23 protein-coding genes are annotated in these 22,101 nt (G+C 62.2%); 14 read left to right on the top strand and 9 right to left on the bottom strand.

The features are described from left to right. Positions 1 to 104 precede the first annotated feature (104 nt). Genes VFB05_RS25475 through VFB05_RS25465 form a run of 3 tightly spaced genes read left to right on the top strand, consistent with a single transcriptional unit; the run spans position 105 to position 1,403 of the window. Positions 105 to 599: a DUF1178 family protein gene (locus tag VFB05_RS25475; RefSeq protein WP_325017536.1), complete on the top strand. Its 495-nt coding sequence runs from the start codon at positions 105 to 107 to the stop codon at positions 597 to 599. A gap of 30 nt (positions 600 to 629) precedes the next feature. Further along, positions 630 to 965: a hypothetical protein gene (locus tag VFB05_RS25470; protein ID WP_325017534.1), complete on the top strand. Its 336-nt coding sequence runs from the start codon at positions 630 to 632 to the stop codon at positions 963 to 965. A 9-nt stretch (positions 966 to 974) separates the two neighbouring features. Continuing rightward, entirely contained in the window at positions 975 to 1,403 is a 429-nt protein-coding gene (locus VFB05_RS25465) for an EamA family transporter (RefSeq protein ID WP_325017532.1), read from the top strand. Here VFB05_RS25465 and VFB05_RS25460 read toward each other — a convergent pair. From VFB05_RS25460 to VFB05_RS25450, 3 genes are read right to left on the bottom strand one after another with little or no spacing between them, the layout of a single operon-like run. Continuing rightward, complete coding sequence (locus VFB05_RS25460; RefSeq protein WP_325017530.1) at positions 1,400 to 2,299, bottom strand: DMT family transporter; 900 nt, start codon at positions 2,297 to 2,299, stop codon at positions 1,400 to 1,402. The genes VFB05_RS25465 and VFB05_RS25460 overlap by 4 nt on opposite strands. A 39-nt stretch (positions 2,300 to 2,338) precedes the next feature. Further along, positions 2,339 to 3,103 carry a bifunctional 2-polyprenyl-6-hydroxyphenol methylase/3-demethylubiquinol 3-O-methyltransferase UbiG gene (gene ubiG, locus VFB05_RS25455; RefSeq protein WP_325017528.1) on the bottom strand — a complete coding sequence of 255 codons (765 nt, stop codon included), beginning with the start codon at positions 3,101 to 3,103 and terminating at the stop codon, positions 2,339 to 2,341. Positions 3,104 to 3,112: 9 nt separating this feature from the next. Next, positions 3,113 to 3,574: a PH domain-containing protein gene (locus VFB05_RS25450; RefSeq protein WP_325017526.1), complete on the bottom strand. Its 462-nt coding sequence runs from the start codon at positions 3,572 to 3,574 to the stop codon at positions 3,113 to 3,115. Positions 3,575 to 3,728: 154 nt separating this feature from the next. Here VFB05_RS25450 and VFB05_RS25445 point away from each other — a divergent pair, with 154 nt between their 5' ends. The 3 genes from VFB05_RS25445 to prfA all read left to right on the top strand — a co-directional run bounded on the left by VFB05_RS25445 (position 3,729) and on the right by prfA (position 8,680). Next, positions 3,729 to 4,985: an aspartate kinase gene (locus VFB05_RS25445; protein WP_325017524.1), complete on the top strand. Its 1,257-nt coding sequence runs from the start codon at positions 3,729 to 3,731 to the stop codon at positions 4,983 to 4,985. A gap of 274 nt (positions 4,986 to 5,259) precedes the next feature. After that, entirely contained in the window at positions 5,260 to 7,527 is a 2,268-nt protein-coding gene (gene ptsP / locus VFB05_RS25440; RefSeq protein ID WP_325017607.1) for a phosphoenolpyruvate--protein phosphotransferase, read from the top strand. 67 nt (positions 7,528 to 7,594) lie between these two features. After that, positions 7,595 to 8,680, top strand: a complete 1,086-nt coding sequence (gene prfA, locus VFB05_RS25435; protein ID WP_325017522.1) for a peptide chain release factor 1 — start codon at positions 7,595 to 7,597, stop codon at positions 8,678 to 8,680. A gap of 3 nt (positions 8,681 to 8,683) precedes the next feature. Here the strand turns inward: prfA and VFB05_RS25430 are convergent, their stop codons facing one another. Next, positions 8,684 to 9,169: a MarR family winged helix-turn-helix transcriptional regulator gene (locus VFB05_RS25430; protein WP_325017520.1), complete on the bottom strand. Its 486-nt coding sequence runs from the start codon at positions 9,167 to 9,169 to the stop codon at positions 8,684 to 8,686. Between the two features lie 114 nt (positions 9,170 to 9,283). After that, positions 9,284 to 9,958, bottom strand: a complete 675-nt coding sequence (locus VFB05_RS25425) for a hypothetical protein (RefSeq protein ID WP_325017518.1) — start codon at positions 9,956 to 9,958, stop codon at positions 9,284 to 9,286. Between the two features lie 62 nt (positions 9,959 to 10,020). On the opposite strand from VFB05_RS25425, the gene VFB05_RS25420 reads away from it, so the two are divergent. The 6 genes from VFB05_RS25420 to VFB05_RS25395 all read left to right on the top strand — a co-directional run bounded on the left by VFB05_RS25420 (position 10,021) and on the right by VFB05_RS25395 (position 17,137). Beyond that, positions 10,021 to 11,376, top strand: a complete 1,356-nt coding sequence (locus VFB05_RS25420; protein ID WP_325017516.1) for a substrate-binding protein — start codon at positions 10,021 to 10,023, stop codon at positions 11,374 to 11,376. Between the two features lie 92 nt (positions 11,377 to 11,468). Then, entirely contained in the window at positions 11,469 to 12,344 is an 876-nt protein-coding gene (locus tag VFB05_RS25415; protein ID WP_325017514.1) for a branched-chain amino acid ABC transporter permease, read from the top strand. Between the two features lie 13 nt (positions 12,345 to 12,357). After that, entirely contained in the window at positions 12,358 to 14,226 is a 1,869-nt protein-coding gene (locus tag VFB05_RS25410) for a branched-chain amino acid ABC transporter ATP-binding protein/permease (protein WP_325017512.1), read from the top strand. Next, positions 14,223 to 14,921 carry an ABC transporter ATP-binding protein gene (locus VFB05_RS25405; RefSeq protein WP_325017510.1) on the top strand — a complete coding sequence of 233 codons (699 nt, stop codon included), beginning with the start codon at positions 14,223 to 14,225 and terminating at the stop codon, positions 14,919 to 14,921. The genes VFB05_RS25410 and VFB05_RS25405 overlap by 4 nt, the downstream gene beginning before the upstream one ends. A 42-nt stretch (positions 14,922 to 14,963) precedes the next feature. Further along, positions 14,964 to 15,872 carry a peptide chain release factor N(5)-glutamine methyltransferase gene (prmC, locus tag VFB05_RS25400; protein ID WP_325017508.1) on the top strand — a complete coding sequence of 303 codons (909 nt, stop codon included), beginning with the start codon at positions 14,964 to 14,966 and terminating at the stop codon, positions 15,870 to 15,872. 524 nt (positions 15,873 to 16,396) lie between these two features. After that, positions 16,397 to 17,137, top strand: a complete 741-nt coding sequence (locus VFB05_RS25395) for a DUF4167 domain-containing protein (protein WP_325017505.1) — start codon at positions 16,397 to 16,399, stop codon at positions 17,135 to 17,137. 38 nt (positions 17,138 to 17,175) lie between these two features. Here VFB05_RS25395 and VFB05_RS25390 read toward each other — a convergent pair whose 3' ends face one another. Continuing rightward, positions 17,176 to 17,919 carry a class I SAM-dependent methyltransferase gene (locus VFB05_RS25390; protein WP_325017503.1) on the bottom strand — a complete coding sequence of 248 codons (744 nt, stop codon included), beginning with the start codon at positions 17,917 to 17,919 and terminating at the stop codon, positions 17,176 to 17,178. A 109-nt stretch (positions 17,920 to 18,028) separates the two neighbouring features. Between VFB05_RS25390 and gloB the strand changes: the two genes are divergently transcribed. Both gloB and VFB05_RS25380 read left to right on the top strand, forming a co-directional pair. Then, positions 18,029 to 18,796, top strand: coding sequence for a hydroxyacylglutathione hydrolase (gloB, locus tag VFB05_RS25385; RefSeq protein ID WP_325017501.1), 768 nt, complete (start codon positions 18,029 to 18,031; stop codon positions 18,794 to 18,796). A 2-nt stretch (positions 18,797 to 18,798) separates the two neighbouring features. Beyond that, the gene (locus VFB05_RS25380; RefSeq protein ID WP_325017499.1) at positions 18,799 to 19,230 is read left to right on the top strand and encodes a cupin domain-containing protein; all 432 of its coding nucleotides are present in this window, start codon (positions 18,799 to 18,801) and stop codon (positions 19,228 to 19,230) included. A 2-nt stretch (positions 19,231 to 19,232) separates the two neighbouring features. Here VFB05_RS25380 and VFB05_RS25375 read toward each other — a convergent pair whose 3' ends face one another. The 3 genes from VFB05_RS25375 to VFB05_RS25365 form a co-directional block, all read right to left on the bottom strand. After that, on the bottom strand, positions 19,233 to 20,102 hold the full coding sequence (locus tag VFB05_RS25375) for a DMT family transporter (RefSeq protein WP_325017497.1): 870 nt from the start codon (positions 20,100 to 20,102) through the stop codon (positions 19,233 to 19,235). A gap of 150 nt (positions 20,103 to 20,252) precedes the next feature. After that, on the bottom strand, positions 20,253 to 20,978 hold the full coding sequence (phbB, locus tag VFB05_RS25370; protein WP_325017494.1) for an acetoacetyl-CoA reductase: 726 nt from the start codon (positions 20,976 to 20,978) through the stop codon (positions 20,253 to 20,255). 282 nt (positions 20,979 to 21,260) lie between these two features. Then, on the bottom strand, positions 21,261 to 22,101 hold an 841-nt coding region (locus VFB05_RS25365; RefSeq protein WP_325017492.1), incomplete at its 5' end, for an acetyl-CoA C-acetyltransferase.

Here is a 22,101-nt window from a genome sequence, read left to right as displayed (position 1 = left end):
CGAAATTTAAACTTGAGTGGAGTTTTGGATTTGGCATTCGCTATGAGAACGTGCGGCTACGGGTTAGCGAATGCCAAATCCACTCCACTCGTTCGGGGATCGGCATGATCCATTACAATCTACGCTGCCGGAAGGGCCACGCCTTCGAGAGCTGGTTCCAGAGCTCGTCTGCGTATGAAAGCCAGGAAAAACGCAAGCTCGTGAGCTGCCCGATTTGTGGCTCGACCGAGGTCGAACGCGCGATCATGGCGCCGCGGATCGCACGCAAGAAGGGCCGCGACAACGCCTCCTCCGAGCCGGTGGCGACACCCGCAGTCCCAACGCCGGCTGCCGAGGTGATCCCACCTTCGACCTCGACGCCGCTCTTGATGACGCAGGAGCGCGAGCTGCGCGCCAAGCTCAAGGAGTTGCGCGACCACATCGTCAAGAACGCCGACAACGTCGGCGACAGCTTTCCGAACGAAGCCCGCAAGATGCACTATGGCGATATCGAGCATCGGCCGATCTACGGCGAAGCCTCGGCGGACGAAGCGAAAGCCTTGATCGACGAGGGCGTCGAGGTCATGCCGCTGCCGACGCTACCCGACGACCGGAACTAGCTCGCGAGCCGCGACGCCGAAAGATCCCCTATGAACCGGCAGGCGGTCCTATCCTCGCTCATTCAGTTCAATGAACCCGTCACACTGCTGAAGGTGGCGCTCGAGCCATTTCCCTGGGATTCCGACAAACCGCTCGTCACGCTAACGAGCCGCGATATCGTCGCAGTCTTGCAGCGGTTTGCGGCCGGCGAATTTGGCGCAATTGTTCTGGAGGAATGGGCCAATCTGGTGGAGTGCCGAGAGGATATCGAGTACGAGCCTGACCGCCGAGACGCGATCTCTGACGCGATATTTCAGCTTGCAAATCCGACGCTCCATGCTCCGCTTGTGACCCAAGTGCCCAAGATCATTTCCAGCCTTCGGTAAGCGCCCATCATGAGCAGTTCCTGGCAAGTCTGGGCCGTGCTGTCGGCAGTGTTTGCCGCACTCACGGCGATCTTCGCCAAGGTCGGCGTCGAGGGCATCAACTCCGATCTTGCCACGTTGATCCGCACCGCCATCGTGCTGGTCACGCTGTCGCTCATCCTGTTCGCAACCGGGCAGTTCACCGATCCCGGGCCGATCCCGGCCAAGAGCTGGGCTTTTCTGGTGCTGTCGGCGCTCGGCACTGGCGCGTCGTGGCTTTGTTACTTTCGTGCCTTGAAACTCGGGCCCGCGACGCTGGTCGCACCGATCGACAAATTGAGTGTGGTGCTGGTCGCGCTGTTCGGCGTGACGTTTCTCGGCGAACGGCCTTCGCTGCAGGGATGGATCGGAATTGCAATGATCGCCGGCGGCGCCGTGCTGATCGCTTTCAAAGGCTAAAATGCAACCAGAAGCGCAACACCGACCACGATCAGCACGATGCCGAAGAGTTCGCGCGCCGAAAGTGGCTGCTTGAACGAGTAATAGGCGACGCCCTGCGCGAACAGCACTTCCACCAGTGCCAGCGTGCGCACGTTGGCCGCGGCCGTCAGCGCGAACGCCAGAAACCAGAACTGCGACGCGAACGCGCCCATGAAGCCCGCGAGCAGCGACGGCTTCCATAGCTTCAGGATCGATGTGAGCACCTTGGGCGCCCGCGAGAGCAGATAGACGGTCAGGATCAGCGTCTGCACGAACAGCCCGACCGCCAGAGTATAGGTCGCGGCCGTCACGAACGATGCGCCGTGGATGGTGATGATCGCGCCGCGATAGCCGTTGGCGGACAGCGCGAACGCTGCGGCAGAGACGAGACCGATCACGGTCGGCCGAAGGTCGGAAAAGCCTTTTTCGCCGCCCGGCCGCAAGGCGGTGACAACGACGCCGACCGTGGCGATCACGATCGCGAGCACTTTCAAGGCGGTCAGGTGGTCGCCGAGAAAGACAAAGCCGAAGATCGCCGTCTGGATCGCTTCGGTCTTCAGATAGGCTGTCGTCACCACGAAAGAACGCTCGTTCATCGCCACCAGCATCAGTCCGGTCGCGACGATCTGGCAGATCGCCCCGAGCAGGAGCCACGGCCAGAACACAAGTGTCGGCCGTGGCAAGGCGTCGCCGCCAAAAATCAAGACGCCGGCGAAGAACAGAAGCGCGAACGGAAATCCGAACAGGAAGCGGATGTTGGTCGCGCCCCAGGTGCCGAGCGGGCCGGTCAACTGCCGCTGCATGGCATTACGCGCGACCTGACCTGCCGCAGCGGTCACGGTGAAGGGAATCCAGAGCGAGGTGACGGTGAACATCAGCGAAATGAGGGAAGCGAGAAATGAATCAGGCGAAGGTCAGATCATGCCTTCGGCGATCACCATGTAGTTCACGTCCATGTCGGACGACAAACCCCAGCGATCAGTGAAGGGGCTGTACACTACGCCAGTCTGCTCGGCGATGGTTAGCCGGTTATCGAGGAGGTGGCGTGCAAGTTCGTCGGGGGTGACGAACTTCTCCCATTGATGGGTGCCGCGCGGCAGCCAGCGCAGCACGTATTCCGCGCCGACGATGGCAAGAGCAAAGCTCTTCCAGTTGCGATTGAGTGTGGAAACCACCATCAGCCCGCCTGGCTTGAGCATCGCCGCGCAACGGCCGATGAACGCGCCGACGTCAGTCACGTGCTCGACCACTTCCATCGCCAGCACGATGTCAAAACGCTCGCGCACGTCCATCTCCTCGACGGTCGTGCAGCGATAATCGATCGACAGATGACCGCGGTCGGCGTGCAGCCGCGCCGCCGCAATATTGCTGGCGGAGGGATCGACGCCGATCACCTGCGCGCCAAGCCGCGTCAGCGGCTCGCACAGCAGGCCGGCGCCGCAGCCGATGTCGAGGATGCGCAGGCCCGACAGGCAGCCGAGGCTCTTGATGTTGCGATCGAACTTGCGGCAGGCGGCATCGCGAATATAGGTCAGGCGCAGCGGGTTGATCTTGTGCAGCGGCGCCATCTTGCCCCGGGGATCCCACCACTGCTCGGACAGCTTCGAGAATTTGGCGATCTCCGCCGGATCGACGGTGGAGGCTGCTGGAGAGGCGGGAGAGTTCGGCTGGGTTGCCATCTGCCGCTCCTAACGCGCGGTAATGGCGCTGCGAAACGCCAAAGGCGACGCAATGGTCGAAATCGTTTGCCGGCCCTCGCCGACCCCCATGATGGTGACGTCGCCGTAGTTGAAGATACGGCCAAGAATGGTCTGCTCGACGTCGACGCTCTCGATCTTGTCGAGGGCAATCTCGAACGTGCGCCGTTTGATGAAGCCGGTCTTGTGCACCACCCGGCGGTCGGTGACGTCGGTTTCCGTGGTGAGCCGGTGGAACCAGCCTTTGACCGTGAAATAGAGCGCCACCACGGCGATGACCGCGGCCGCGGGCAGGCCGATCACGGCTATTGGCGGAAAGGAGACTGAAGCAGCTACGAGCACCAGCGCCACAACCCAGGCCACGATGGCCGGCAGATAGAAGATCCAGTGCGCATTGGTCGAATACAGCACTTTTTCGCCCGGCTGCAGGATTTCGTCGATGTAGCGCGCCATACCAACAGCCTCAATTAACTCAATAACATGGCGCGATTCGGAGCCGGTTACTTGCCCTCGACCGCGCCGCTATGTATACGCGCGTTTCGAGTACCGCGTGCGAACGTTTGCGCCCGGTTACATTAATAATCCGCAGAGGAATGTACCAGCCATCATGGGTCGCCTCGTGATGAAATTCGGCGGCACATCGGTCGCCAATATCGAACGCATCCGCAACGTGGCGCGTCACGTCAAGCGGGAGGTCGATGCCGGCCACGACGTCGCCGTCATCGTCTCGGCCATGGCCGGCAAGACCAATGAGCTGGTCGACTGGTGCCGCGAAGCCTCGCCCGTGCATGACGCCCGCGAATACGACGCGGTGGTGGCGTCCGGCGAGCAGGTCACCGCGGGATTGCTGGCGATCGCATTGCAGGCGATCGGCATCCAGGCGCGCTCATGGCAGGGCTGGCAGATCCCGATCAAGACCAGCGACGCGCATGCCTCGGCGCGGATTCTCGACATCGACGGCACCGAACTGCTCAACCGCTTCAAGGAGCGCAAGGAGGTCGCGGTCATCGCCGGCTTCCAGGGCATCAATCCGCAGACGGGCCGGATCACCACGCTCGGGCGCGGCGGCTCCGACACGTCGGCAGTTGCGGTCGCGGCCGCCATCCGCGCCGACCGCTGCGACATCTATACCGACGTCGACGGGGTCTACACGACCGACCCGCGGGTGGTTCCAAAAGCAAAACGGCTCGACCGGATCGCTTTTGAGGACATGCTCGAGCTGGCCTCGCTCGGCGCCAAGGTGCTGCAGGTGCGCTCGGTGGAACTCGGCATGGTCCACAACATGCCGATCTTCGTCCGCTCCAGTTTCGACAAGCCCGAAGATATCGATCCGCACGCCAACCAGCCGCCTGGCACGCTGATCTGCGGTGAGGAGGAAATCATGGAAAGTCACGTCGTCACCGGCATCGCCTTCTCCAAGGACGAGGCGCAGATTTCCATTCGCCAGATCGAGGACAAGCCCGGGGTCGCAGCGTCGATCTTCGGCCCGCTGGCGGACGCCAATATCAATGTCGACATGATCGTGCAGAACGTCTCCGAGGACGGCAAGACCACCGACCTCACCTTCACGGTGCCGGCCTCCGACTACGTCCGCGCCCGCGACACCATCACCTCGGCCAAGGCCAAGATCGGCTATGCCCGGCTCGATACCGCAACCGACGTCGCCAAGGTTTCGGTGATCGGCAGCGGCATGCGCAGCCATGCCGGCGTCGCCGCCAAGGCATTTTCGGCGCTCGCGGCGCGCAACATCAATATCCGCGCCATCACCACCTCGGAAATCAAGTTTTCTGTGCTGATCGACACCGCTTATACCGAACTCGCCGTGCGGACGCTGCACACCCTTTACGGGCTCGATCAAGCCTAGAAATAAACTTCCCTTAGCGGCTGCAACATAACCGCAGCGGCGCAAGCCGCTGTGTTCACAATGGCAGGCCTTTTGCTTGGCAAAACAAGGCTCGATTCGGTATACGGCCTGAATGAGCTCAATTGTGAACCGTGCCACTGTTTTCGCGGCGTGATTCGGCCATTAGCTTGGCTCTGCGGCATCCGCCGAATGAATAAAATTGTTGCGTTTTGAGTCTAAACGCCTGCTCGCGGCCACCCGGCGGGCTGGCCTGGAGGAATAGGATTTGACCCCACTGCGAAGCGCATCGGGAGGCCCCCGCGTCCTGTTGAGACGGCTTCGCGAAACCATGGCGGAGCAGGTCTCGGCCCAGGAGCGACTGGACAAGATCGTGGTGCTGATCGCCGCCAACATGGTGGCGGAAGTCTGCTCGGTCTATGTGCTGCGCGTCGACAATACGCTCGAACTCTATGCGACCGAAGGTCTCAACCGCGACGCCGTGCACCGCACGGTACTGAATGCGCATGAGGGCCTGGTCGGCCTTGTCGCCAGCGAGGCGACACCGCTCAATCTCAACGACGCCCAAAGCCACCCGGCCTTCTCGTTCCGCCCCGAGACCGGCGAAGAGATCTATCACTCCTTCCTCGGCGTGCCGATCCTGCGCGCCGGCAACACGCTTGGCGTACTGGTCGTGCAGAACCGCGCCAAGCGCACCTATGTCGAGGAGGAGGTCGAGGCACTCCAGACCACCGCGATGGTGCTGGCGGAAATGATCGCCTCTGGCGAGTTGGCGGCGCTGGCCCAGCCGGGCGCCGAACCCGCCGCGCGGCACTCCCAGCACAAGACCGGCGCAATCCTGTCCGACGGTATCGCGCTTGGCCACGTCGTGCTGCATGAGCCGCGCGTCGTCATCACCAATTACATTGCCGAGGACCTGCCGAAGGAAATCAAGCGGCTGGACGCAGCGCTCGCCAAGCTGCGCGCCGACCTCGACCGCATGCTGGAGCGCGGCGACGTTGCCGACGGCGGCGAGCATCGCGACGTGCTCGAGGCATACCGGATGTTCGCCAACGATCACGGCTGGTCGCACAAGCTGCACGAGGCGGTCGCCACCGGCCTCACCGCGGAAGCCGCGGTCGAGCGCGTTCAGTCCGATACCCGCGCGCGCATGCTGCGCTCCACCGATCCCTATTTGCGCGATCGCCTGCACGACCTCGAAGATCTCGGCTATCGCCTGATGCGGCAACTGGTCGGACAGGATCATGCGCCTTCGCGCGAGCAGCTCCCCGACAACGCCATCCTGATCGCCCGCGCGATGGGGCCGGCGGCGCTGCTCGACTACGATCGCAAGCGCCTGCGCGGCCTGGTGCTGGAAGAGGGCACCGCCAATTCGCACGTGTCGATCGTGGCCCGGGCGCTCGGCATTCCCGCGGTCGGCGAGGTTCCGAACGCGCCGGGTATCGCCGATCCCGGCGACGCCATCATCGTCGACGGCACCTCGGGCTCGATCTATGTCCGCCCGTCGGCGGAGATCGAGGCGGCCTATGCGGAGCGGGTGCGGTTCCGCGCGCGCCGGCAGGCACAATATTCGGCGCTGCGCGACAAGCCCTGCGTGACCAAGGATGGCCAGCGGGTCGAACTCCTGATCAATGCGGGCCTTGCGATCGACCTGCCGCATATCGACGACACAGGTTCTGCCGGCATCGGCCTGTTCCGCACCGAATTGCAGTTCATGGTCGGCCAGAGCCTGCCGCGCACCAGCGACCAGCTCGCACTGTATCGCACCGTGCTTGATGCTGCCGGGACGAAGCCCGTGACGTTCCGTACGCTCGACATCGGCGGCGACAAGGCGCTGCCCTATATGGAAAGCGTGATCGAGGAAAATCCGGCGCTCGGCTGGCGCGCGATCCGGCTCGGGCTCGACCGGCCCGGCCTCTTGCGCGGCCAGATCCGCGCGCTGCTGCGCGCCGGCGGCGGCCGCGGTCTGCGCATCATGTTTCCGATGATCACGGAAGTGGCCGAGTTCGATGCCGCCAAGAGCATCGTCGAACGCGAGCTGACGTATTTGCGTCAGCACGGGCACTCACTGCCCGAGCGCATCGACATCGGCACCATGCTCGAAGTACCGGCTCTGCTCTATCAGCTCGACGAGCTGTTGAAGAAGGTCGACTTCATCTCGGTCGGATCCAACGATCTGTTCCAGTTCCTGTTCGCGGTCGATCGCGGCAATGCCAAGGTCTCCGAGCGGTTCGACACCCTGTCGGCGCCGATCCTGCGGGTGCTGCGCGAGATCGTGCAGAAAGCCACGCTGGCGAAGAAATCCGCATCGCTGTGCGGCGAAATGGCGTCGAAGCCGATCGGTGCCCTGGCGCTGATCGCGCTCGGTTACCGCTCGCTCTCGCTGTCGGCGACCGGACACGGTCCCGTCAAGGCGCTGATCCTCGACCTCGATGCCAAAAAGGCCGAAGCCTTGATGAACTCGCTGCTCGATGCGCCCGCCGGCAGCGTCTCGATCCGGCAGAAGCTGACCGAATTCGCCGAGGCCGAAGGGCTGGCGTTGTAGCGAGGCTTTATCCTCGCTCCGCTGCTGTCCTCTATCCGCTGAAAAGCAAAGTTGTTCGAGACTCCCGATGTCGATGCTCCCCGAAGCCAAACTGGATATTCTGCTGGCGCACCACGCGTCCCTCGAAGCGGAGCTGCTGGGTCAGGTCGGCTCCGACCGATATGTCCAGATCACGCGCGAGCTTGCCGAACTCAATCCGCTGATCGACGCCGTCAAGACCTATCGCGCCGCGCGCAGCGAGCTTACCGACACCGAGAGCCTGCTCGCGGACGCGGCGACCGATCCCGAGATGCGCACCATGGCGGAAGCCGAACGTGAGACGTTGCTGGCGCGCATCGGCGACCTGGAGCAGAAGATCCGCGTCGCACTATTGCCAAAGGACGCCATGGACGACCACAACGTGGTGCTGGAAATTCGCGCCGGCACCGGCGGCGACGAGGCTTCGCTGTTTGCCGGCGATCTGTTCCGGATGTACGAGCGCTTCGCGGCCCTGCAGGGCTGGAAGGTCGAGGTGATCTCGGCGAGCGAAGGCACCGTCGGCGGCTACAAGGAAATCATCGCCGAGGTGCAAGGCCGCGGTGCGTTTGCCAAGCTGAAGTTCGAATCCGGCGTGCATCGTGTGCAGCGCGTCCCCGACACGGAAACGCAGGGACGCATCCATACCTCGGCCGCGACGGTCGCGGTGCTGCCCGAAGTCGAGGACGTCGACGTCGACATCAAGAACGAAGACTTGCGGATCGAGACCATGCGCGCGGGCGGCGCCGGCGGTCAGCACGTCAACAAGACCGAATCCGCGATCCGCATCACACACATTCCGACCGGCATCGTGGTGATGATGCAGGACAGCCGCTCACAGCACAAGAACCGCGCCTCTGCGATGAACATCCTGCGCTCACGCATCTACGACGCCGAACGCCAGCGCATCGACGCGGCGCGCTCGGCGGATCGCAAGGAGAAGGTCGGCTCCGGCGATCGCTCTGAACGCATCCGCACCTATAATTTCCCGCAGGGCCGCGTCACCGACCACCGCATCAATTTGACGCTGTATAAGCTGCCGCAGGTGATCTCGGGCGAAGCGCTCGGCGAGTTGACCGACGCGCTGACAACGGAGCACCAGGCCGCGCAGCTCGCCGCGCAAGGCGCGTCGGCTTAAAGGTCAATGCCGCACGGAACCGTTCGACGACTTCAATAGCCGGATCATCGCCGGGCTCGCCGCGCGGCGCAGCTCTCCGAGATTGATTCTGGAGATCGCCTGAAGCTTCTGCTCGCCCTTCGCCGTCAACCTGAGATGCACGCGCCTTGCGTCCTTTGGATCGGGCGCGCGCTTGATCAACCCACCCTTCTCCATACGCTTGATGAGTTCGACGGCCGAATGATGCCGGATCAGCAAAAACCGTGCGACGTCGCCAACCGTCGCGGGGCCCGATTCGACAAACCCTTTGATACCGAGCAGCGCCTGATGCTGCTGCGACGTCAAGCCCTGTCGCTCCGCTGCCGTCTCGCTGAAAGCGAGGAACACACGCAGCTGATAGCGAAACTGCGCGAGCGCCTTGTAGTCGACCGCGAGCGCTCTGCTGCTGCGCTTGACCTTGGTGATGCCTGACCGCGTTAGCGGCCGACGCCGCCGCCTGGATTGGACCATTCCGCCGCCCCTGCTTCGCTCAACCGCGAGAGGGTATCAAGGCGAGAGAGCCGGAACTATCCCGTTTTGCGACGATGGCGCTTCATTTTAGAAAAAGTCCGCCCCGCTCGCGCGTCAGGGCAATGGCGGCGGATCGTAGGTCGAACTCAATATTTCCAGAAGAATGATCTGGAAGGCGACCGGAATGCGCGCGCTCTTGCGGCGGATCGACTTTTCCAGCGCTTCGGTGATTTCGGCCCGGGTAAGTTTTCCGGCGGAGGCGCGCGCCGCCAGGCTGTGCCACACCTCGGACAGCGATTTACCGATGAAGAGCGGCGATCTGATCGACACGCCCCTGGCACGAGCCCAGCCGATGATTTCACGCGCCGTTTGTGGCCCGCAATTTCGAGCGGTCGCCAGATGCTGGGCGGTGAGCTTGCGAAGCAGCTCTTCAGGTGGAACCCAGGGACCTTTCGGCGGGCTCTCTCCGATCAGTTCGGGCGCCAGTTCCTTCAGCACATTGACTGCACGAACGCTCAATGCTCCGGACGATGAGGCGGAGACATTCTCACTGCAAGGCACAGTCTCGTCTTGCAAAACACTGCCTCGCCTGTCGGCCTGCCGAATTCGGGTCATGAGCGCGCTTGTATAGGGAGAACGCTTCAGCGGTAAAAACCGAGATATATCGTATACCGATATTATCGCAACATCCTTCGACCAAAGTGACATTGACAGAACGGCTGGGAACGCAATTCTAACGGCAACTAGCTGCGTTACGCAGCCCAGGGCGCGTGGGCCGATCGCCGGCATCCGGCAATCGGGCCCGTTTCGTGCGACAAAAATAATCACCCAGATTGGGAGGAGACTGAACGATGACTAACAAAGTGTTGCGCCAGGGAATGAGACCGGGCGTGTCGCGCCGCGCGCTGTTGCAGGCCGGCGCTGGCTTCGCAGGCGGCGCCTTGCTGCCGGTCTCTATGGTCATGCCAGTTTATGCCGAAGATCACGCGGCCATCGGCACCTATCCTGAGGGCTCGTCGGGCTCTTCCGTGTTCATCGGCATCTCCGTTCCCCGCACCGGTACCTATGCCGTGCAGGGCGAGGACGAGCTCAAGGGCTATCAGCTCGCGATCGAACACATCAATAGCGGCCACGATCTGATCAAAAAGATCTCGCCGAAAACCAAGAAGGGCGTGCTCGGCAAGGAACTGAAATTCGGCGTCGCCGATTCCGCCGCCAAACCGAACGAGGCGGTGCAGGCGCAACAGCGCTTCATCAGCGAGAACAAGGCGATCATGATCACCGGCGGCACTTCGAGCGCAGTGGCGGTGGCGCTGAACAAGCTGGCGCAGCGCGAAAAAGTACTGTTCGTGTGCGGCATCTCCGGCTCGAACGACACCACCGGCAAGGATTGCGTGCGCTACGGCTTCCGCCAGAATTTCTTCGGCCAGACCGCTGCGGCTGCGATCGCGCCGGTCCTCGTCAAGCAATTCGGGAAAAACAAGAAGGCTGCCTATCTGACGCCGGACTACACCTACGGCCACACCGTCACCAAGGCGATGCAGGATCACCTTGCGGAAGCAGGCTGGACCACGGTCACCAACCAGGTGTCGCCGCTCGGCGCGCCAGACTATTCCTCCTATCTGCTCAACGTCGCCAACTCCGGCGCCGACGTGCTGATGAACGTCAACTGGGGCCACGACGCCGTGCTGTCGATCCAGCAGGCCAAGCAGTTCGGCGTGCTGGACAAGATGAAACTCGTGGTGCCGTACCAGGTGCCGTTTATCGCCCGCGAAACCGGCGGACTGATGCAGGGCGTTTATGCCGCAACGGATTATTGGTGGACCGTCGAGGACAAATATCCGCTCGCCAAGATGTTCAACGACGAGTTCAGCAAGAAGTACGGCTACAAACCGGAATGGGGCGCCGAGAACGCCTACATCAGTTTTGCCTACTGGGCGCGAATGGTTGAGGAAGCCGGCAGCTTCTATCCGCCTGACGTCATCAAGACCTACGAGAAAGGCGAAACCCTGCCTTCGTTCGTCGGCGACGTCCACTTTCGCGCGGAGGACCACCAGTGCGTCCGCCCTGTCATCATCGTCAAGGGCAAGATGGAAAAGGACATGAAGAACAAGGAAGACTATTACGACATCGTCGAGATCGTTCCCGGTGACGAATTGATGCAGAAGCCGGACGCCTTCGGCTGTCATCTCGGCGACTATACTTAAGTTCGAGCTGCAACGGACGCCGTGGGTGGAACGACCCTACCCGCGGCGTTATTTTTGTGTCTAATGATCTGCGTGCACGCGGATTTGATATTATGATCAACTGGCCAAATTTCGTCTCGCAGCTTTTCAACGGACTGGCGCTTGGCGCGCTGCTCGCACTCATCAGCTCGGGACTCACAATCATCTACGGCACGCTCGGCGTTCTCAACCTCGCGCATGGCGCGATGTTCATGATCGGCGGCTACGCCGGATATGTTGCCTTCAGCTACACGCATTCTTTCATCGCTGCCGTCATTGCCGGTTCACTGTTCGTGATGGTGCTCGGCGTGGTGATGGAGCGCGTCATCATCCGCAACTTCTATCAGCGCCCGCACGAAGACCAACTGCTGGTGACGTTTGGTCTCGGCATCTGCTTTGTCGAAATCGTGCGCCTGTTGTTCGGCAGCCAGTCGCAGATGGTGCCTCCGCCGCCGCTCTTGCAGGGCATCACTTCGCTTGGCTTCATGTATTACCCAACCTATCGCCTCGCCGTCGTCGGCATCGTTGCGGTCGCCCTTGGCGCGCTGTTCATCGTGCTTTACCGCACCCGCCTCGGCATGATCGTGCGCGCCGGCATCGAAGATTCGGTCATGGTCGATTCGCTTGGCATCAACGTCTACCGCGTCTTCATGATCGTGTTCGGGATCGGCGCCATGGCGGCGGGCTTTGCCGGCATCGTCAACGCGCCCGTGGTGTCGCTGACGCCAGGCGTCGGCGACGACATCCTGGTCGAGACGTTCGTCGTGGTGGTGATCGGCGGCGTCGGCTCGTTTCCCGGCGCCATCCTCGGTGGCCTGATCGCCGGCGAGATCATCAGCATCACCTCCATGTTCAACCCGAGCTACGCCTACGTCATGTTGTTTGCGGCCATGACGCTCGTGCTGGTGCTCCGGCCGCACGGCCTGCTCGGTACTCAAGGCCGCGAATGAAAGCGCATTTGTCATGCTGAAGCAGCGACCCTTCCTGATCGAGGCCCTGACGGCGGCGGGCCTGATCGCTGCGCCATTCCTGCTGCCGCTGCTCGGCCTGGCGCCCAACACGGTCAACCGAATTCTGGTCTGGGGCCTTTTCGGCCTCGGCTTCGACATTCTGTTCGGCTTCACCGGATTGTTGTCGTTCGGTCAGTCCGCGTTCTACGGCACCGGTGGATTTGTCGCCGCTTATCTCCTGACCCGGGCCGGATTTCCCTATGTCGTGCTGGCGCTCATCATTGGCATGATCGCCGCGGCCGCTGTGGGTTACCTCGTCGGCCTGATCGCGTTGCGGCGCACCGGCATCTATTTCGCGATGATCACGGTTGCGATTGCCGAGGTGTTCTTCTTCGTCGAGTTCAATCCGCTGGCGGACTGGACCGGCGGCGAGAACGGATTGCCGGGGGTGCCGACGCCGAGCATCCACCTCGGTTTCACGACGCTTAATTTCACGACTGGCTGGTCGCTCTATCCGTTCCTGGCGTTCTGCTACTTCATCGGCATCGTCATCGCGTTGCGCATCGTGCGTTCGCCAGTCGGCGCCGTCCTTAGCGCCATCCGCGACAATCCGCTGCGCGCGAGCGCGGTCGGCCATAACATCCATGGCTATAAACTCACGGCCTTCGTGATCGCCGCGGCCTATGCCGGATTCGCCGGCGGACTTCTCGGTGTCTTGCAGGCCTTCATGCCGCCGGATGCTTTTACCTTCGACACATCAGGCCAGCTTGTCATGCAGACCGCGATCGGCGGTCGCGGAACGCTGTTCGGCCCACTGGTGGGTGCGGCCGTCTGGCTCTCCTTGCAAGATTTTCTCCAGGCCGCCCTCGGGCTCGGCGCCGCGTGGAAGCTCGTACTGGGCGTCGTTTTCGTGTTGCTGGTCTGCTTTCTCCGTCGCGGCATCATCGGCGGGATCGCAAGTCTCTATCACCTGGCGACCGGCAAGCGCACTGCTGCGGAGCCGAAGGAAGCGCAGCCTCCAACAAGCATGACCACCGGCCAACAGCCCGCCAGCGCCGCGAGCCCTGCGCGAGCGCCAGCCGCGCCAGTGAACCGGTGCGGGGATGCAAATGCCGCCGGCCCGATCCTGCAAGCGAAAGGGCTGACGAAGCGATATGGCGGTTTGCTCGCCAACAGCGATATCGACTTCACGGTCAACCACGGTGAACTCCGCGGCATAATCGGCCCCAATGGCGCGGGGAAATCGACCTTCTTCAAGATGCTGACTTGCGAGGTGCCACCGACCTCCGGCACCATCACATTCGAAGGCCGCAACATCACGGGAATGAACGTAACCGACGTGTGCCAGCTCGGCCTGACCAAGAGCTATCAGGTCAACCAGTTGTTCACCGGCCTCACCGTTCGCGAGAATCTCAACATCGCGGCGCTTTCGGCGCTGCGCGGCAAATTCCGCCTCGATCTGTTCCGGCGCATCCAGAACATCCCCGGACTTTCCGAGCGTGTGGAACACACGCTTGAACTGGTCAATCTGGCATCGCGGCCGGATACGCCAGTGTCGGAGCTCGCATATGGCGAAAAGCGCCGGCTCGAAATCGGGCTCGCGCTTGCCACCTCCCCGAGCCTGCTGCTGCTCGACGAACCGCTCGCCGGCATGAGCCCGCGAGAGCGCGTGGAAACGGTGAAGCTGCTCAAATCGATCAGCCAGGGCCGCACCATGATCATCATCGACCATGACATGGACGCGTTGTTCGAACTCGCCGAGCGCGTGACGGTGTTGCAGGAGGGCCGCGTCCTGGTCGAGGGAACGCCACAGGAGATCAAGAACAACACGACCGTCCAGGAGGCTTATCTGGGCGGCGTGAATGGAGTGCTCGCCGCATGAGCTTGCTCGAAGTCAACGGCCTGAACAGCTATTACGGGGATTCTCATATCCTCTTTGACGTCTCGATGCGGGTCGAGCGCAACGAGGTCGTGGCGCTGCTCGGCCGCAACGGCGCCGGAAAAAGCACGACGCTGAAAAGCCTGATGGGAGTCGTCACTCCCAGAGCCGGATCGATCGTGTTTGACGGCATCGACGTGGCGGGCCGCAAGAGCCACAAGATCGCACAGGCCGGCATGCAGCTTGTCCATGAGGAACGCCGCATCTTCGGCAGCCTGAGCGTCGAAGAGAATCTCGTTCTCGCAGGCTACACCGCCGCAAAACGCTGGCCGCTCGATCGCATCTACGAGATGTTCCCGCGCCTGAAGCAACGCCGCGGCAACCGCGGCACGGACTTGTCCGGCGGAGAGCAACAGATGCTTGCGATTGCGCGCGCGCTGGTCCGCGATCCAAAAATCATTTTGCTTGATGAGCCATTCGAAGGGCTGGCGCCGGTCATCGTGCGCGACCTCATGGCCGCGTGCCGCAACCTGGCTGCCGCCGGCCAGACCATTGTGCTGGTCGAACAGAATCTGGCCGCGACGCTGGCCCTCGCCGAGCGCATCTACATCATCAACAATGGTCACATCGTTCACGAGGGGCCGGCGCAGGAGATCAAGTCCCAGCCTGATGTTCTGCAACGGTATCTCGGCGTCTAAGCAATATCGACGCTGCATCCGGTATCGGCTAACAACGATCATATGCCTCAGCCCAATTTCGGGACGCACGTGGTCGATCGATTTACTGGCAGGACTGTCGAAGAGGCGCGGCGAACGTTGACGTCTGCCCTGAATTCGGGCGGCGTTGCGTCGGCCGAACTCGACGCCCGCTTGCTGGTCGGTGAAGCCCTTGAGCTGGATTTCACCGGCCTGATCGCCGCAGCGGGCCGCAGGCTCAACGCCGAGGAAGCGCAGCGCCTCGAAGAATTCACGCAGCGACGCCTTGAAGGCGAGCCGGTTGCCCACATCCTTGGCGTCAAGGAATTCTGGGGCCTGCCCTTGCGGCTTTCTTCGGCGACGCTGGTGCCACGGCCTGACACCGAAACGGTCGTCGAACTCGCGCTCGACATATGGCGCGGCGAACAAGGCGGCGAGCCGCGGCGTATCGTCGATATCGGCACCGGCTCGGGCGCCATTTTGCTTGCGCTGCTCTCGGAATGGCGCGAGGCGACCGGCATCGGCACCGACATCAGTTCGATGGCGTTGCAAACTGCACGCCTCAATGCCGGCCGCCTCGGCTTCGCTCCGCGGGCCGCGTTTGTCGCCTGCAACTACATGGCGGCCCTGTCGGGAGCGTTCGACTTGATCGTGTCGAACCCTCCTTACATCCGCTCGGCTGACATCGCGGAACTGGACCGCGAGGTGCGCGCATATGACCCGCTCGCCGCACTGGATGGGGGTGCCGATGGCTTCACGGCCTACCGTGCCATTATTCCGGAGGCAGCACGCCTGCTTGCGCCTGGAGGGGCACTGATCGTAGAGGCCGGATACGGCCAAAGCGGCCCTATTTTAGAGATGATGGCGGCATCAGGGTTAACGTCGGAGAGGCCGCCAAAAGCCGATCTGGCGGGTATCCCGAGGGCTGTTGCGGGCCGGAAACTGTCCCGATAAAGCCTGATTGGAATGCAAAAAAGCTCTTGGAAAAGTCCCCCGGAGCGACTACGTTCCGCTCAACATCAGTCCAGGGTTACTGGCCCCGTAGACGGATACGGATTGAGGCCAGAGTTCTCAAAGCGAGAGCCCGCCCCGGGTGAAAAGGTTCCAAAACGCAGGTCATTCTGAGCGCGATGGCTTTGGTAAGCTGCGCAGCTTGCGACCGCAAAGCGAACGAAAGCCTGTTATTGCGCTTGAAAAATCACGCTCGAAACCAGTGCTTGTTTTGGCAGGCGGAATGATTTGATGCGGCCGGCGAAGCGCGCCGGGCTGGTGGGGAACGCGTCTTTGTTGGCTGCGACGTACAGCAAATCTGTGTGGAGATAAGCGGCTGCCTCGATCAGGCACGCGAGAGAATCGCGCGAGCTGAATCAAGCAGTGCGTAACGTGGAAGAAGCGAAACGGCACTCCGAGGCCCGTTAAACGTTAGGGTCGAGGAGTTTCAAAGCAGGGCAATTTCAGGGCTGGATCAAAGGCACGACATGAGAAACGGTCAAAACAACAAGCGGATGCGTAACCGGAACAATAACAACAACAATAATAACCGGCGTGGCCAAAACCCGATGACCCGGGTGTTCGAATCCAACGGACCGGATATCAAAATCCGTGGCACTGCATCTCACGTTGCTGAAAAATACGTACAGCTGGCGCGTGATGCGCGCTCCTCCGGCGATCCGGTCGCTGCGGAAAATTACTATCAACATGCCGAGCATTACTTCCGCCTGATTGCCGCGGCCCAGGAGCAGCTCCGCCAGAATCAGCCGCAGCAACAGCCGCGGCCCGATGCCGACATGATTTCGGAAGATGGCGAGGAGGATGAGGGCTTTTCCAGCTTCGGTCAGGAGCCGGGATTTGTGCCGCAGCAACAGCAGCCTTATCAGCCGCGCGAGCGCGACAACGGCCAGCGCGACCATCAGCAATCCTATCAGCCGCGCGAGCAGCAGCACCAGCCGCGTGAACACCGCGATCAGCGCAACCAGCCGCAGTATCAGCAGCCGCAACCTTCGATGCCGGACAATGGCGGCGTCGACCGCCTGCCTTCCTTCATCACCGGACCGCAGCCGCAGATCAATGGCGGTCACGGCGGTTTCGAAGGCAATGGTGGCGGCGGCGAACGCGAGCGCTTCCCGCGCCGTCGACGCCGCCCGCATGGTCCGCGCCCCGAGGGCGTGGCCGCCGCGCCGGCTGCGCCGAGCGACGACTTCAATTCGGGCAACGAATAGCTAGTCTGCCGGCTTTCTCGCGCGGTCGTCAGCGGCGTCTATTTCTCATCGCGCTGGAACGACGACGGCACCAATACCGGCGGCAAAGCCGGTATCAGCCGCGCGCGCTCGCGATGCGCGGGGATCGCGCGGTAAACCTGTTTGGTTGCTTCCACGATATGGACGCCGGCAAACGGCACCGATATCGCGGCGCCGATCCGCTCCCAAACCATTGCCGAACGCAGAAACCAGCTGGCGCCGACCGGCGGCACGAACAGGGCCTCGCCCCAACCGATCGGCGTGAACCATGTCTGCCGCAACAGCTGCGTGATCTGCGAGCGCGAATACGGCCGGCCGTGACCGAACGGCGTGTTGTCGGTGCGGGTCCACACCCCTCGCCGGTTCGGAATGACGGCCATCATCCGCCCCGAAGGCGCGAGCACCCGCCACACCTCGCGGAGCAGTCCTTCGGGGTCGTCACACATCTCGAGCGCGTGAACCAGGAGGATGCGGTCGACCGCGGAATCCGGCAGCGGCAGCGAGAATTCGTCAACCAAAGCAGCCAGCGTCGGCCGCGCCGTCGGCCATTTCAACACGCCTTGCGCCGCCGGCATGAAGGCGATGCAGCGCTCGGACTTGTCGCGAAACAGGCCGAGATAGGGCGTGGGATAGCCGATGCCGAGCACGCGCTGGCCTTCGGCTTCCGGCCAGCGGGCGTGAATGCCGCGATTGATCAATCGCCGCGCCACGATGCCGAGGCGCTGCGAATAAAAATCTCTCAAATCGATGACGTCGATCGACATGGCGTGCAATCTATCACGAATTAAGCGGCCAATCGCGCATTGCTCATTCGGCGTTAACGCCCTATTTCATGCTTAAGGGAAGCATTTTCCAGAACGACACGGAGTTATCATGGCCGCCGAAATTCGCCTGTTCCCCTGCCTGTCCGATAATTTCGGCTACCTGATTCACGATCCAGCGACCAAGGCGACCGCCTCGATCGACGCCCCGGAAGCCGCGCCCGTCATCGCCGCGCTGGAGCGCGATGGCTGGCAGCTCACCGACATTCTCATCACCCATCACCACCATGACCATGTCGGCGGCGTCGCCGAACTCAAGCAGAAATACAACTGCCGCGTCGTCGCGCCCCATGACAAGTCCACCAAGATCGCCAATGTCGATCTTCGCACCAAGCAGGGCGACGTTCTGAAGATCGGCAGCCTGCTCGCGCGGGTGCTGGAAACGCCGGGCCACACGCTCGATCATGTCGCTTACGTCTTCGATAACGAAAAGGCGCTGTTCGCCGCCGACACGCTGTTCTCGATCGGTTGCGGACGGGTGTTCGAAGGCACCTATCCAATGATGTGGGACTCCTTGCTCAAGCTGCGCGCGCTTCCCGACGACTTCAGACTTTATTGCGGTCATGAATATACCGCCTCCAACATCAAATTCGCCTTGACGATCGAGCCGGACAATCCGGTCCTGAAGGCGCGCGCAGAAGAAGTGAAGCGCCTGCGAAGTGAGAACAAGCCGACGATCCCGACGCTGCTGGCTGAGGAAAAAAAGGCCAACGTCTTCCTTCGCGCGGACGAGCCCTCTGTCGCCGCCGGCGTGCGGATGAGGGATCGCAGCCCGGCTGAGGTGTTTGGCGAATTACGCGAACGCAAGAACAAATCCTGACCATGACGGCGCGGCCTTCCGCTGCCGACATGATCGCGCAGCTTGACCTCAAGCCGCATCCTGAAGGCGGCCACTATCGCGAGACGTTTCGCGATTCGAACGTCGACGCGAACGGCCGTTCGCGCTCCACCGCGATCTATTTCCTGCTCGGCCGCGGCGAACGCTCGCACTGGCACCGGATCGATGCGGTGGAAATCTGGCACTACCATGCAGGCGATGCGCTGACACTGCAGATCGCCGACGATGACGGCATATGCAACATCAGGCTTGGGCCGGATATCGCTGCCGGTGAAATCCCTCAAGCGATCGTTCCGGCACACGCCTGGCAAGCGGCTGAAAGCGCTGGTGACTGGACGCTGGTCAGCTGCACGGTCGCGCCGGGATTCGAATTCGCGAAATTTGAGCTGGCGCCAAAAGGCTGGAAGCCGGAATAGCTTCATCGCTTGCGAAACATGTCGCGCGCCGCAATCAGTCCGCCGCCGGCGATCAGCACGGCCGCGATTGCGATGTTGGCGCTGGCCTTGGCAAAACCTGCGAGAATCAGAAACGCGGTCGACAGCAACGGCGTCGCATAGGACGCCGCGCCCAGCACGCGGATGTCGCCGCGCTTCATGCCGATGTCCCAGGTGTAGAACGCCGCACCCACGGGACCAACGCCAAGCGCAATGACCGCAAGCCATTGTCCCGTCGTCTCCGGCCACACCGTTTGCTCAAGCAGCAGATGCATGATGGCGGCGAGCAGCGCGGTGACGAGGCAAAAGCCGGCAACCGCATCAGTCGGCACGGCCTTGAACCGCCGCGACATGACAGAATAAGTCGCCCAGACGAACGCCGCGATGAATGCCGCGAGCAAGCCTGGCAACTGCCCGGGCGCGAATCCTGAGAGGCCATTTCCCGCGATCAGCACCACCGTGCCGGCAAGCCCCGCCAGCGCGCCGACGACGTGATGGGGCGCCAATCGCTCGCCGGGCAGAAACGAAGAAAACAGAACGATCAACAGTGGCCACAGGTAATTCAGAAGTCCGGCTTCGGCCGGTGGCGCAAAGCGCAGCGCGAGAAAATAGAGCGCGTGATAGCCGAACAATCCGCCGACGCCGACGGCCCAGACCTTTGGCGGCTGCCACAACGCGGAGATCGCCTCGGGCCGGCCAATGAAGGTGGCAAGGCCCACGAGCCCGCCGATCGCAAAGGTGATCGCGGCCAATTGAAAGGCCGGAATTTTTCCGCTTCCCACCGTCAGGGCGGCGAGCAGCGACCACATCAGGATTGCGGAGAGGCCGATCAGGGTCGCGGTGCGGGAGGTCATTGCAGCACTATTTCTCCGTCATGGCCGGGCTTGACCCGGCCATCCACGTCTTTCTTGGATCCCAAATCTCAAAGACGTGGATGCCCGGCACAAGGCCGGGCATGACGAATCACTTGCATCATCCGGCGCTGCTACACAACGACAGCGCAATCACACCATATACTGCCCGCCGTTGATCGACAGCGTCGAGCCGGTGATGGCGCCGGCCTCATCGGCAGCGAGAAAGACCACCGCGCGCGCGATCTCATCCGGCTCGCCCAAACGGTTGATCGGGATCAGCGGCAGGATGCTCTTTTCAAGAACCTCCTTCGGCACCGCCTGCACCATTTCGGTGTTGATATAGCCCGGGCAGATCGCATTGACGGTGACGCCGCCCTTGGCGTTCTCGAGCGCGAGCGCCTTGGTGAAGCCGATATCGCCGGCCTTCGCGGCCGAATAATTGACCTGACCGAACTGGCCCTTCTGGCCGTTGATCGAGGAGATGTTGATGACGCGGCCGAACTTGCGCGCGCGCATGCCCTCGATCACCTGGCGCGTCATGTTGAACAGCGAGCCGAGATTGGTGTTGATGACGGCATTCCATTGCTCGAGCGTCATCTTGTGGAAGGCACCGTCCTTGGTGATGCCGGCATTGTTGACGAGCACATCGACCGGACCGAGATCTGCTTCGACCTGCTTCACTCCGGCGGCACAGGCTTCGAACGAACTGACGTCCCACTTGTAAACGGGGATACCGCTCTCGGCCTTGAACTTCTCTGCGGCCGCATCGTTGCCGGCGTAGCTGGCGGCAACCTTGTAACCGGCCGCCTTCAAGGCCTTGCTGATCGACGCACCGATACCTCGCGTTCCCCCCGTCACCAATGCAACACGTGCCATGTCGGAACCTCCCTTGGTCTTCTGAAGAATATTTTTTGTAGTAGCTTCGAATTATGCGAGCCGATTGACTAACATCAAGAACAAAACGCCCGGCGTGAGCCGGGCGTTTCCAATAGGTGAGTCCTTTGCGGTTGCGAAGGAAATATTTGCGGCAACGGCTGAACCTTTTTTAGACGCGTGCGCTGCACGCGCCCGGATTTCGTCGCGCACCGGGCGCGTCTATTTTTTGTTTTGACGCGTTTTCTTCACGCGAACCGGTGCCCACTTCGCTTGAAAACGCTTTTAATTCCGCTCCACGCACATCGCGATACCCATGCCGCCGCCAATGCAGAGCGTGGCGAGGCCCTTCTTGGCATCGCGCTTCTGCATTTCGTGCAGCAACGTCACCAGCACGCGCGCGCCGGATGCGCCAACGGGATGGCCGATTGCAATCGCGCCGCCATTGACGTTGACCTTGCTGGTATCCCAGCCCAGGTCCTTGTTGACCGCGCAGGCCTGCGCCGCGAAGGCTTCATTGGCCTCGATCAGGTCGAGGTCCGCAATGTTCCAGCCGGCCTTCTTCAGCGCGGCGCGCGAGGCGGGAATGGGACCGGTGCCCATGATCTTGGGGTCGACGCCGGCATGCGCCCACGACACGATGCGGGCGATCGGCGTCCTGCCTTCCTTGGCCGCCAGCTTGGCCGTCATCAGCACGACGGCAGCGGCGCCGTCATTGATGCCGGAGGCATTGCCGGCCGTGACGGTGCCGTCTTTCTCGAAGGCCGGACGCAGTTTGCCCATGGCATCCAGTGTGGCACCGTGACGCGGGTATTCATCCTTGTCGACGATGACGTCGCCCTTGCGGGTCTTGATCGTCACCGGAACGATCTCCTCCTTGAACCGGCCGGACTTCTGGGCGGCTTCGGCCTTGTTCTGCGAGGACACCGCGAACTCATCCTGCTGGGCGCGGGTGATCTGATACTGCTTGGCCACGTTCTCGGCGGTGTTGCCCATGTGGTAGCCGTTGAAGGCATCCCAGAGCCCGTCCTTGATCATGGTATCGACGAACTCGACGTTACCCATCTTGACGCCACCGCGCAGATACTGCGCATGCGGGGCCATGCTCATCGATTCCTGGCCGCCG

This window comes from Bradyrhizobium sp. (assembly GCF_035652035.1).
GTDB lineage: Bacteria > Pseudomonadota > Alphaproteobacteria > Rhizobiales > Xanthobacteraceae > Bradyrhizobium.
Note: the sequence above shows the minus strand (reverse complement) of the source record. Positions and strands in the feature narration are given on the sequence as shown.